General features: G+C 44.1%; 11 protein-coding genes. 8 read left to right on the plus strand and 3 right to left on the minus strand.

The window, feature by feature from the left end; translation table 11 throughout:
• Window positions 1-82: 82 nt before the first annotated feature.
• A complete protein-coding gene (locus tag GX441_06205; protein NLI98235.1) occupies window positions 83-1,111 on the plus strand; it encodes a hypothetical protein in 1,029 nt (342 codons plus the stop codon).
• A gap of 130 nt (window positions 1,112-1,241) precedes the next feature.
• On the plus strand, window positions 1,242-2,684 hold the full coding sequence (locus GX441_06210) for an MATE family efflux transporter (GenBank protein NLI98236.1): 1,443 nt from the start codon (window positions 1,242-1,244) through the stop codon (window positions 2,682-2,684).
• Between the two features lie 352 nt (window positions 2,685-3,036).
• On the opposite strand, the gene GX441_06215 is transcribed toward GX441_06210, so the two are convergent.
• Window positions 3,037-4,608 (minus strand): redoxin domain-containing protein, encoded by a 1,572-nt coding sequence (locus GX441_06215; GenBank protein NLI98237.1) that lies wholly within the window; start codon window positions 4,606-4,608, stop codon window positions 3,037-3,039.
• A 155-nt stretch (window positions 4,609-4,763) separates the two neighbouring features.
• On the opposite strand from GX441_06215, the gene lolA reads away from it, so the two are divergent.
• Genes lolA through GX441_06240 form a run of 5 tightly spaced genes read left to right on the plus strand, consistent with a single transcriptional unit; the run spans window position 4,764 to window position 8,614 of the window.
• Window positions 4,764-5,387 carry an outer membrane lipoprotein chaperone LolA gene (gene lolA / locus GX441_06220; GenBank protein NLI98238.1) on the plus strand — a complete coding sequence of 208 codons (624 nt, stop codon included), beginning with the start codon at window positions 4,764-4,766 and terminating at the stop codon, window positions 5,385-5,387.
• A complete protein-coding gene (locus GX441_06225; GenBank protein NLI98239.1) occupies window positions 5,384-5,770 on the plus strand; it encodes a PaaI family thioesterase in 387 nt (128 codons plus the stop codon). Before lolA ends, GX441_06225 begins: the two co-directional genes overlap by 4 nt.
• 45 nt (window positions 5,771-5,815) lie before the next feature.
• Window positions 5,816-7,129: a 30S ribosomal protein S12 methylthiotransferase RimO gene (rimO, locus tag GX441_06230; GenBank protein NLI98240.1), complete on the plus strand. Its 1,314-nt coding sequence runs from the start codon at window positions 5,816-5,818 to the stop codon at window positions 7,127-7,129.
• A complete protein-coding gene (locus GX441_06235; protein NLI98241.1) occupies window positions 7,092-7,946 on the plus strand; it encodes a hypothetical protein in 855 nt (284 codons plus the stop codon). Before rimO ends, GX441_06235 begins: the two co-directional genes overlap by 38 nt.
• Complete coding sequence (locus GX441_06240) at window positions 7,946-8,614, plus strand: hypothetical protein (protein ID NLI98242.1); 669 nt, start codon at window positions 7,946-7,948, stop codon at window positions 8,612-8,614. The genes GX441_06235 and GX441_06240 overlap by 1 nt, the downstream gene beginning before the upstream one ends.
• Before the next feature lie 348 nt (window positions 8,615-8,962).
• On the opposite strand, the gene GX441_06245 is transcribed toward GX441_06240, so the two are convergent.
• The gene (locus GX441_06245; protein NLI98243.1) at window positions 8,963-9,877 is read right to left on the minus strand and encodes a DUF4438 domain-containing protein; all 915 of its coding nucleotides are present in this window, start codon (window positions 9,875-9,877) and stop codon (window positions 8,963-8,965) included.
• 146 nt (window positions 9,878-10,023) lie between these two features.
• Between GX441_06245 and GX441_06250 the strand changes: the two genes are divergently transcribed.
• Window positions 10,024-10,716, plus strand: coding sequence for a hypothetical protein (locus GX441_06250; protein NLI98244.1), 693 nt, complete (start codon window positions 10,024-10,026; stop codon window positions 10,714-10,716).
• Window positions 10,717-10,775: 59 nt separating this feature from the next.
• On the opposite strand, the gene GX441_06255 is transcribed toward GX441_06250, so the two are convergent.
• Window positions 10,776-12,107, minus strand: coding sequence for a GTPase (locus GX441_06255; protein ID NLI98245.1), 1,332 nt, complete (start codon window positions 12,105-12,107; stop codon window positions 10,776-10,778).
• Window positions 12,108-12,564 lie beyond the last annotated feature (457 nt).

Raw genomic sequence — 12,564 nt, forward strand, 5'->3', positions numbered from 1 at the left:
AAGCTGATTGAGTAGAAAACTTTCATTCGCACTTGACATTATTGGGGTCTTCGATAATATATAAAGAACTAAAGAAGGCAGGATGAAAAAAAAATTGGGTTTTTTCGTTTTTATTCTTGGATTAGCTCTAGTCTCAGGGATAATCGTTTCATTGATAATTACCGAATACGTGCATTATAAAATCCAATACAGCAGTATAATTCATTTACCTTTCACAGAGAAAAGTTTACGTAATCAAGTAATCGCCGGTTTATTTGTAAACATTGCAACCCCGATAAAAGGAAATGTATCTGTTTTTGGTGCACATACTCAAATCTCATCAAAAACGGAAGGGAGTCTTTTAGTGATGGGATTTCTGGTTGAAACATCTGCAAAGATCAAAGGCAGAACTAATATTTGTGCTTCAACAGTATACCTTAACGGCTCCATTGATGATACAGTATTAATAACTGCCGCTGATGTCATTATTACTGGAAGAATCAATGCACCTGTCATAATCAAGGCGCCCCTTTTGGTAATTGATTCAACCGCTGAAATCAATAACTCGATTCAGCACACTGGTCTACTTCAAGCAAGCAATCCTGAGGTAAAAAACTTTACCAAGAAAATAAATCCTGCATCCCAGCCCTTTAACAATTGGCTCGTTTTAACGCTCGTAGGACTAATTTTTTTATTAGGAATAGGTTTTGTGATGTCTTCTTTTTTCTCATGGCATCTGAATCAAACTATAAAATATCTTTTTGAAAAACCGGTCAAATCGGCAATACTCGGTAGCGTAGCGATTTTAGCATTCCCTGTTGCAGTACTTTTCGCGATTCTTCTTGCAATTACGATTATCGGAGCAACTGCTGGCGGTATTATAGTAGTGGCATATATTATTGGGTTTACATTATCGATCTTGTATGTCGGGACAGGATTAGCACAATGGTTTTTTAAAAAAGTGAATAAGAAAAAAGATCCTAATCTTTTGCTTTCCATGTTTACCGGGGTTTTCGTTGTATTTCTTATCTGCCGAATTCCTTATGCAGGGATTTTCATATATGCGACAGTGACAGTATTTGGATTCGGCGCCTTTCTTGGAAGAAGAGTACTCATCAGTAAACAGAGCTGATTACTTTCTAGATATTGAAAAGAATTACACAATGGCTAAATAATAAGCGCTCTATACGGTATTAATAGGTCTCCTGGCGCAAGAACTTAGCTTCGTTGACACATCTATCAACCCAACTATAATAGATTCCATGACTTCTGAAACGACTGCATCTAATACACCTGGCTCAATAAATAAAAGACGCTCGGACTTAATGGGTAGCGAACCTATTGGAAAACTGCTCTGGCAGTTTTCACTTCCAGGCGTTATAGCGATGCTTGTTAATGCAACTTACAATATTGTGGATAGAATATTCGTTGGCGGGCTAGGACCAAGTGCAATCGCCTCGCTGACCGTTGTCTTCCCCTTACAGATGATAATTATTGCAATTGGTTCAGGCACAGGAATCGGTGCAGCCTCTCTTGTATCCAGACGGCTTGGCGAGGGTCGAATTGATGAAGCAAACACTACCGTTGGACAAACTCTTGGAATCTCAATCATTCTTGGTGCGTTGATTGCTATTTTTGGTCTGTTGCTTGGAAAACCATTGTTAAAGCTTATGGGGGCTTCAGAAGCAATCATGTCCGATTCTTTAGCTTATCTTACCATAATACTCGGTTTTTCGATATTCAACTTCACAAACATGACAGGGAACAATCTCGTGAGGGCGGGCGGTCATCCAATAGTTCCCATGGTTGCAATGATCTCGGGTGCTGCGATAAATATCATACTCGATCCAATTTTTATATACACCCTCAAAATGGGTGTCAAAGGTGCGGCTATAGCAACCGTTATTGCGCAGGTAATAGTTACCTTGATTCTATTCTATTATCTTTTCGGAAACAGAACCGATTTCAGAGTTAAGTTAAGGCATTATATTCCTCGATTTAAAGTCTGGACTGAGATTTATAGGATAGGAGGACCCCACACGCTCATGTCGCTTGTTGGAAGCGTAGCAATGGCGTTTGTCATATCGATTGCGGCCCCTTTTGGCGATCAAGTCATAGCCGCCTACGGAATCCTTTTCAGTTTTTTCCAACTAGGATTCATGCCCTGTATAGGCATCTCGACAGGCGCTTTACCCCTTATCGGTTACAACTATGGAGCGAAGAATTACTTGCGCGTCCGAAGCACTATACGGAGGACCTTTCTCGCATCAATGGCAATTACAACAGGTATATCCGTCATCGCTATAACGTTTCCCGAAGCGCTTGTCAAGCTATTCGTACTGTTTCAAAAGGATAGTTCTACGCAGGATGTCGCTGGCTTCGTGAAACTTGCATCTCACGCAATGCGAATCGCCTTTATCGGTTTTCCTTTTGTAGGCCCTCAAATAGCCTTTACAAGTTTCTTCCAGGGTACCGGTAAAGGCTTACCTTCGGCCATAATAGGCATTTCCCGTCAACTCCTTCTGCTTGTACCTGCAGTTTACATATTAACAACTCTCTTCGGTCAGAACGGCTTGTGGTTCGCATTACCGATATCGGATACCCTTGCTTTCATATTCTCAGCAATATGGGCAACAATCGCCATGTGCAGGATGGGAATAGGATTGTGGGGCAAGTGCAATAAATCTAAAAGCACAGGTAAATAATCTCCAGACACTTTATTTCCAAAACGGATAGATTTTTTCAAAAAATACCATAATCTTGGAATGCCAGTCGTATCATTTCTGACTCAAAAGGAACTCCAGAAAATGCTTCTCGGAACGGATAAGTGCAGAATAATTAGATGGAAAGAAGATCGCTGGCATGTTTCATGGATTATGCGACTCGGTTTAATTAATAGACTTGCATATGTTTCCTGTATAGCGCAAAAAACAACTTGAAATTCATCTATTTATTAAAAACCAATTCTTAAGAATGAAGATGTAATTGATATGTTTTGAGCAATCGTCAAGGCAACTTGCCTGAGTGTTGACACTGCTCGCGGAGTAAGCTAAGGGTTTATTCAATAATCTCAAGCCACCATTCAAGCTTGTCGAGCAACGTCTGGTCGGACGCCTCGCCGTGACCGTACCCTAAGTTGTAATACTTCATAACCCCTTTCGAGTCTATCAAAAGAATGTACGGGGTGCCGACTATGCCGTATGCATCCTTTACATCAGGCGTGCAGACAAGATTGGGAAGCTTAACTCCCCACTTGCTGAATTGTCCAGCAACGCCCGGCAGGTCAGTAATATCGCATCCAACGCCATAAACAGGGATTTCGGGATGCGACTTCTGGAACTCCTCCAGAACCTTCAAGGTATACGCGCCTGCACCGGCGCAGCAATTCAACCAGAAGTCAAGAATGACCGGCTTTCCGCGCAGAGAGGAGAATGAAACGGTATCGCCGGTGAAAGAAACGAGAGTGAAATCGGGCGCAGGGGCGTTCAAGGGATTCGAACCGGCTTCAACCTTCGCGGCATCTTTCATCTGCGAGACAAGCCCAAGGAATCTTGCATCGCCTCTGAGGCTCTGGAGGCTCGAATCTGTTGAAGCGTAAGCATAGGAAGTGAATCCCTTCTCCATGGATTGTTCGAGAAGTTTTATTGCTTTCTCCGTGTTTCCGCATGAAGCCTCAAGGCATGCCTTATCGAACAAGACCCCTGACTCCCATTTTGGACTTACAGAAGCGGCGTAGGCCAGCCTGTAATCAAGCAAAAGAAGGGCGCTATCCGGCAGACCCAATGCCCGATATGTACTAGCAAGCGTCTCAGCGTAATAAGAAATATCCATCAGCAAATCCTTTTCGACCTCTGTGCGTTTATGAAAGCGCGCCTTGTCAAGCTCCAGCACTGACTCGTAATCGCCCAATCCTTCCGCCTTGTCGCGAGCGACCCAGAATTCATTAACGACAAGCATGGGATGCGGCGCCAGTTCATAAGCATGCAATGCCGCACCGATAAGCTCTTTTGGTCGAGCAGTCTCGTAGTACAGGGTAACTAAATCAGCGTAGGCGTCAGGTATAGTGCTATCAATTTCTGTAGCTCTTCTAAGACTCTTTTCCGCTTCCTCGTAGCGTTCGAGCGCGCTCAACGACCAACCCTTGAGTTCATGACCCCAGTAAGACTTCTTGTCCAGCTTGAGTATTTCATCGCCTAGCTTAAGGCGCCTCTCATAATCGTCCAGGGTTCGAGCGTAAAGGTAGATATTGGCTGCAGATTTCGGATTTTTCTCGTATAAATCTTTGTAATAATTGATGAGTGAATCCTTAAGAGCGGTCCTTTCTGCTTCAGGAACTGCATTATCCCCGCATCTATCGAAGGTTAAATTCTGAAGCCTCTGACCAAGCTCCACGGATTCAGGGTATCGCTTAAGTGCCCCGGCATAAACCCTTGCCGCAGTTCTGTAGTAGTCGTCTTCAGAAAAAAAGTCGCTGTTCCCCATAACAGATCGCAGCTGATATTGGGTAGCTATAACCTGCTTTTCTGCCTCTCTTTGAGTTTGAACCATTCGGTCACGGTATGCAAAAAGCGTTACCGGCGCAGCAAAGAGCAATAAAAGGAATAATGTTATGAACTTCCGTTTGTTCATGGTTCCTCCTTTGGATAATATTGCATGATTTTATGTTTTTATTAAGGAAAGTCAAGAACAGCAGGCAACCTGCCGCGTCCTCCCTGCGTCTTGACACATAGCCCGCAATGACTAGAATTAGACAAACCTTTTAAGGAGGTTCTATTTTGCGACGTATGATTTCAATTTCGCTTCTGGGAGTGGGGTTCCTGCTCGCTGCCACTCCGCAAGAAACTTTAAACTCCGTAATTAGCAAATATTCGAGCGCCAGTTCGCTTAAGGCGATTTTCAAGGAACAGATATGCTCCAAGTCTCAGGGTACGTGTCAGGAACTAAGGGGAACTTTCATATACTCCTCGCCTAATAAATTCAGATTGGATGTCGTAATCCCTATGGAACAACTTGTCGTCTCTGACGGCAATACCTTCTGGATATACCTTCCTACCCAGAATCAGGCTATACAAACAAAACCTGGTCCTGAACAGGAACTTTTCCTCTTTGTGTCTAGATTATCCAACTACTCCGAAACCTACACGGTTAATACAGCTCAAAAAGATGGAACAGTTGAGGCAAAGTTCACCGCTAAGCCTGATAAACAACCCTTCCTGAAGGAATTCACACTTCTGCTCGACCCTAACAAAAACGATATTGATGGCATTAAGATAACAGAAGGAGACTCCGAGATAATATTCTACATGGAATCCGTCAAACTAAATGTAAAAACGTCTCCGAGTCAATTTCTTTTCTCGCCTCCCGAGGGAACAACGATAATCAAGGACACAGGCACGGGCTACCAGTGACGCTTGAAAGGGACAACTATTGTTTTGCGTGCGGCAAGGATAATCCTAGAGGGTTGAAGCTGGATATTTCATTTGATGCGGAAAAAGCATCGTGTGAGTATACAGTCCCAGATGACCTCCAAGGCTGGCCAAAAATCACACACGGCGGGGTGATATCGACCATGCTGGACGAGATGATGGTTTGGGCGGCAGCAGGACTGCAAAAACATGTTGTCACAGCTGAACTAACTATAAGATTTAAAAAACCTCTGCCTGTCGGAAAGAAAATTAGCCTGGAGGCAAGGATTCTTGAAGATAAAAAACGAATAATGACTGCCCAGGCTAAAATCTTCGATTCCAAGGACGTTTACGCAGAAGCGTCGGGAAAACTTATCCCTGCATAAAATGCAACTTCTTTGAATCAACCATATGATACTTAAGGCCGAAGGTTGAACAAATTACGGGTTTCAGTGATAAATCTCGGATGTCCTAAAAACAGGATTGACGCCGAGATAATCCTAGGTTCCTTAGCTCAGGCGGGATATCTGGTGACGGACGATACCAATGAAGCGGAAGTCGTCATAATCAATACGTGCGCCTTTATTGAAGAAGCGATTGAGGAATCTGCGGCAGTAATCGAAGAATACGAATCCCTGCGCAGAAAAGGAATGCTAAGAAAGCTCCTTGTTACCGGCTGCTTGTCTCAAAGAAACACGACAGAGCTTTGCGGTCGCTTTCCGTGGGTAGATGCCTTCATAGGGCTAGATTCGATTCCGGATATTCCAAGGATCATAAAGGAAATAAACAGACAAGGCGAGGTATACGTTTATGCAAAACCGGTTTGGAACCCTGCACAAGATCAACCAAGATTGCTTTCTACGCCTCAGCATTATGCTTACTTGAGACTTGCTGAAGGGTGTTCCAATCATTGTTCCTACTGTACAATACCATCAATCAGAGGAGATTTGAGACTGCGTAGCGTTGATGGTATTATCGAAGAAGCTGTCAATCTTGTTAACATAGGTGTAAAAGAACTCATACTGATAGCGCAAGATACGACCGCTCATACCGAATTGACTGGAATTCTTGAACAACTTGAGAATATCGACGGTTTACGCTGGATACGTCTTCTTTATTCTCACCCTGCTCATGTAACCGAGAAACTAATAGAACAAATGGTGAAAAGCAAGAAGATACTTAACTACATGGACATGCCGATTCAGCATTTGGCGGATTCAGTTCTTAAAAGAATGAACCGAAGGATTCTCTCTTCAAGAATCAAGGAGATAGTGAAAACTTCAAGAGAATTCGACCCTGATTTCGTTTTGAGAACCACCGTAATGGTCGGGTTTCCGGGTGAAACCGATTTGGAATATCAGGAACTAGTGAACGGTCTTGAGGAGCTTGAGTTTACACACCTGGGAATATTCGCGTATTCCGCAGAAGAAGGAACAAACGCCGCCACGATGGAGGGAGCTGTTGAAAAAGAGGTGGTAAAGGAGCGTATTGAAATTTTGATTGATCTGGCTGAGAAATATCAGACCAGGGATATGAAAAAGAAAAAAGGGACAATCCAGGAAGCCGTGGTAGATTTTATAACCCCGGATTCAGCCGTCGGGCGTCTTTGGAGCTCTGCCCCTGAAATCGACAGATTACTTGAAATTACAAACCCGGGTGATATTGCGCCCGGAACATTCACACGAGTGGAAATAACCGGAGGAAAAGATGACGTTATTGTTGCTCGCAGGATTGAATCTGCTTAATGCCGTTCAAAAACCTATAGTCAGTTTTCCAATACAACCATCAGGTGAACTATTTGTAGGGAAGTACTTCCCTAATGATACCGGGCCTAAAGCAAAACTGTATAATATCGATGTAGGAATCGAGATATCAACCGACTTGATTGATGTTGCTGGACAGCGCTTCTTTATTTCTTACAGAGACGAGCTAATATCCGGAAACGATTTTGCAGCGAATGTAGCCTTCGACCCGCGCATGGCACATTTCTATCTCATTGGAGGATTCAGGTTCAATATTCTGGACAAGGCTAATCTAGCATTATACCTAAACCACGACTGCACTCACAACATAGACCGCAGACCCGACAGCTTCAAAGTTGTGTTTAATAGAGTCACCGTTGCGGCGGGAACGCCTGGCGCATTCAACAATGCAAATCTAAGGAAGATTTTTGAAACCACCTGGCCCGAGCGCCTTAACGCCAAGCTTACTTACGAGTGGTATCCGCATGACACCTTGATTGATGCATTGAACTCGACAGATCTTTACCACGCCTTCCAGCTCGATGCAAGCTACGATCAACCTATTTACAAAAACATTTACGCATCAGCAAGGATATACGGTTATCTTACTCGAATTAAACCAAAACCCGGAACACCTGCTGATAGTATGTATACACCTTTCTGGGGCTACAAGTTCACTCCGCAGATAGGTGTCGGCGTTCTGAGACCAAAAGGGGCTCTTGAGCTTTACCTGCGCTACTGGGCTTTAGCGGACGTCGGCGATATCGGCTTTCACGAACCCGGTCACTGGCCCTACCTGGGACTTCATTTGAGGTTCTAGTGAGAAAAATACTCGTTACGGGATTAGTTTTTTTATTCTTCATTACGGCTTGCAGAACTATCGTTAAACCCAATGGACCACGAGAGGCATTTATCGAACAAACCCAAGGAGAATACATCTACGAAGATTCCACGGATTCATATTCAGGAAGATTCATACTTTTCTCCTATGGCGACAAGCTCTCAATTGATCTTTTTGCAGCATACTTTCCTGTTGCATCGATAAGATATTCGCCGGCATTGACACAGGTCTATCTTCCGGCAACGGCTGAACTACTGCTTCTTGACAAGGATGACTACCTGCCCCTCAAGGGCTGGGAGGTTCCCCTTTCGCCCCTTGCTTCGGCTTTTACAGGTTCCTGGCCAGATGCCGTCGATAGTTCAGTTCTTAAAGGGGATACTGTTTTCCACTGGCTCGGAGAAACAGCCTATCTTGAATCCATCCATAACAAGAGACTCGCGGGGCTCGAAGGCAGGGACTGGACCCTATCTCGAACGGGTGAAATCAGCGGCGCTACAGGTCGTGACAGAGCATCAAAAATAGTTTTTAAGAGAATCGATGCTGAACTTACACTTAATTTCATAAACTTCGAGTTAAAAGAAGCACGTCTTGATAATGTTTTTGAACTAGATCTTCCGCCTGGGATTAAGAAAATAGATTACCGTTAAGGTCAATCCAAAACAAAATTTCCGAGTTTTAGCGGCGAAACTTCTGCTTTATTGACGTTCATCTCAAGGATTTGACTATTATATCTATACCAGCTTCTTAGCCATCCTTGTTTCTAAGGGAACAAAACCTTGTTCTGCGAACAAACTCTTTGCCGGTTCATTTGACGCCCACACAATGAGATCGATTGTTGAAATACTACTCGACAGAATCCATTTCTCCGCTTCACACATAAGTTTGTAGCTTCTAGCTGCAAGCGTACAATAGAATCCAAATCGGATCCCATTGCTTTTCTTATAGCGATTGACATTTCTGACACCTCACTAATTCCCGACCAAGGTCAGCCAAGGTTACTTTTTCTTCGGCTTCGCCTTCTTAACAGGACGGAAGATACCTATTTTCATAATTTCTGCAATATTCGCATGCTTGTCTATCTTCGGTACAATAAGGGGCTTTGCGGATGAAATCAAAGTAGTTATACCGGGACCATGACCGGCTAGAAGGCAATCGGAATGAACGACTATCCCAATTGTGACTGCTCCTTTGCGCCAGCTGCGTCCATAGCAGTTGTCATGATCCATAATGGCAACGAAATCGCCAAAACGAAGCCTGTCTAGCCCGAGCCTTTTTATCTCGGCGCGATCGGTAGTCATTATGTCGTAGTCGCCGGTGCCCATAGATGTAGAACCTGTGCCTGAACCCATAAGATAACCTGGAACCAAAGCGGCAACAGGCACTTCAATTTTGCCGGCTTTCAACTCCTTTATACCCATCTTCTGAAGAAGCATGGGATCAAGGCTGTAGCAGAGAATATCGGGATAATCGAGTAGCTTGAGACCTTGCCCCCATCCCTTTACGAGGAACTTATCGTCCATATTAAGCTTCTCAAGAACTTCATCAGGGAAATCGATCATCACGTGCTCAGCCCCGCCGTGATGACCTGTAACCACGCCTTTCTTTCCTTTTGCGTCGCCTGTAACTATGACAGCCTCGTTGCCTATGCAGGAGTAAAAATGGTAGGAAGCGTTTTGAAAACCATATCGCTTCTCCTCGTCGACAACCGTAGAGACACCAGGCTCCAGGTGGTCGCCCTCCCATCCGAAGGCGGAATGTCCGACTTTAATATTGTAACTAATGCCGCCAATTGAAGGCAGTGCGAAGGGACCTCCGCCAGCATCTACCGAATGACTTCTCGTAGGCGCAGGAAAGGCAACCCTCCCCTGAACAGACAATTTTACTACCCTGTCTTTGTTTGTGCGAATCATAAATCCTCCTTGCGCGAGTCTTAAATTGGATTATAGTTGAGCATTAATATATTGTCAAATATTAGCAAGTCTGTCGATTCAATCTTTCGCAAGCTTGACAACTCTCAAATTAGGTTTATAGTTTTACCAAACCAAGGAGGATTATTTTGAAAAAGATACTTCCGATTGTATCGCTTGCTTTACCGGCAATCCTATCAGCTCAGTTGGGAGGATTGCTGAACGCCCCTAAACTCAACACCTCAAACGTCGACAATTTCGTAAAGGAAGTTGACGCTTTTGAGGTTAGAGTTGACACAGCGACAAATCTCTTATACACAGCCACGGACATATTCTTCGTTTCGGTCGATTCCTTCAAGACCCTGCCTCCTATGGAGAAGATGTGGAACGATGTGAAAACCGATATCAAGAATGCTGCAACGGATGAGATGAAAACTGCCGCTCAGCAAGGTTATCTCAAGTACGCTCAAAACATAACTTCCAGAAAAGATAAACTAGACGAAATCTGGCAAGATAATACAGTCAGAAATGAACTTCTGGGTTATCTAATCGGACGCAAGGAGATGCTCAATATCGTAAAGGATAGCCTTCTTAAAGCTATTGAAATAGACGAGAAAGCCGTAATGGATTATGAAGCCATTGTCAGCAAAGGCACTACAGCTGTAACCGATCTTACAAATCAGATAGCGGCAAACCCAATGTCAATAGCCTCTGCAAAACCCGTACTGGACAAAGGTAAAACAGCTCTTTCTAGCATAGCCGAAATCAAAAAAGATGTTGAAGAACACATAAAACTGGCTAAATACATTGTAGAGAAAATCAAGGAAGCCTTGGGCGGTTGATAAGATAGAACAAAATCCAAAAAGCGGGGCTAAAGCCCCGCTTTTTAATTATTTGACATTTATTCAATTAAACCGCGTTTCCGTAAAAGTTCTGAGACTGAATTTTCGAGTTCCGGAAGTGCCATATCATCAAGATCATAGTAAACCCTTGTAGAAGGTTTATTGATTTCTATTATCTTTCCAAGATCTATAGGAGTCCCAATTACAACCGAATCACAAGGAACAGAGTTTATTGAGGCCTTCATATCCGCTAGTTGTTCTGCTCCATATCCAAGCGCTGGCAGCAGAGGCGCCGTCTGATTGTACTTATCAATAGAGGCTTTAATACGACCAACAGCATAAGGCAAAGGGTTCACAATCTCGGAGGCGCCAAAACGCAGTGCAGCTACAGTCCCGGCTCCAGTTTTCATCTCGCCGTGCGTCAGCGTAGGACCGTCCTCTACAACAAGAACTCTTTTACCCCGAACAACACTCTCGTCCTCCACTTTAACAGGGGATGCAGATTTAATGATCTTGGCGCCAGGGTTAAGTAATTTAGCGGCGTCTTCTACCTCTTTTATCTGTTCGGGTGAGGCAGAATCTATCTTGTTAATCAGAATGAGATCGGCCATACGGAAATTTACCGCCCCCGGGTAATAACGCCGCTCATGACCTGCCCTGAGTGGATCAGCTACAACAATTGCAAGATCGGATTTGTAGAAGGGAACATCGTTGTTTCCGCCATCCCAAATTACAAGCTGAAACTCCTTTTCACATTCTGCAAGTATCGCACCGTAATCTACGCCGGCAAAAACAGTATTACCTGCACGAATATGAGGTTCGTATTCCTCGCGTTCTTCTATTGTGCATTTTTGACTATCCATATCTTCTATCGAATCGAACCTCTGAACAGCTTGTGCGGCAAGGTCGCCATAAGGCATAGGGTGCCGGACAGCCGCATAACGTATCCCATGCTTACGCAGTATGGATGCTATAGCTCTTGAAGTTTGAGACTTGCCTGCGCCGGTACGAACTGCACAAACAGATATTACTGGTATTTTAGAAGAAATCATGGTCGACTTAGGTCCAAGAAGACGAAAATCCGCGCCACGGGAAAGCGCCCATGAAGCCTTGTCCATTACGTATTCATGACTGACATCTGAATATGAAAAAACAACTTCATCAGCACAATGCTTCCTGATTAAATCTGAAAGCTTCTCCTCCGCCTCAATCGGAATTCCGTCCGGGTACAGTGAGCCTGCAAGTACTGCAGGGTATTTTCTGCCTTCGATGTCTGGAATCTGAGTAGCAGTAAATGCAACTACCTCGTAGTTCTCGTTACCCCTGTAAAAAACGTTGAAGTTATGAAAATCCCTGCCTGCAGCGCCCATTATTATTACTTTTTTTCTCATGCGAGCTCCTTTATTGTATTGAGGCAATAATCCTGTCGGAATGCAAGCATACTGATTAGAGTTGACTTGTCAACACATCTTGTATAACCTATTGGTCAGTCTGCAGCTAGTTGTCCATGGTCAAGAGATTGTCATCAGGGATAGTAGGATTGAGTTCATCGAGAAGTAGGACAGGGAAGAGCAAGAAGTTATCATAGAGCTGATTGCAGCAGAGGGAATGGGTTCGCCTTTATCGTTCCATCTGGTTATGAACCGGGATCTGGTACGTCTCGACCGCTTGCGAACCGCCGGGCGGAAGTTTCTAGCTCCCTGAATACCCGGAGAGGCTTGCGCATCTGATAACATAATATGCTCATCCTTACTGTTTGCAGGAGGTTCATGCTCCCTAGGGTTTTATAAGCAAGCTGGATAAGCGGCCTCTCTCCTTCTTTAGCTCTTTTTTTCTAAGTCTGCTTAA

The organism is bacterium, assembly GCA_012517375.1.
GTDB lineage: Bacteria > Hydrothermota > Tepidihabitantia > B3-TA06 > B3-TA06 > JAAYVC01.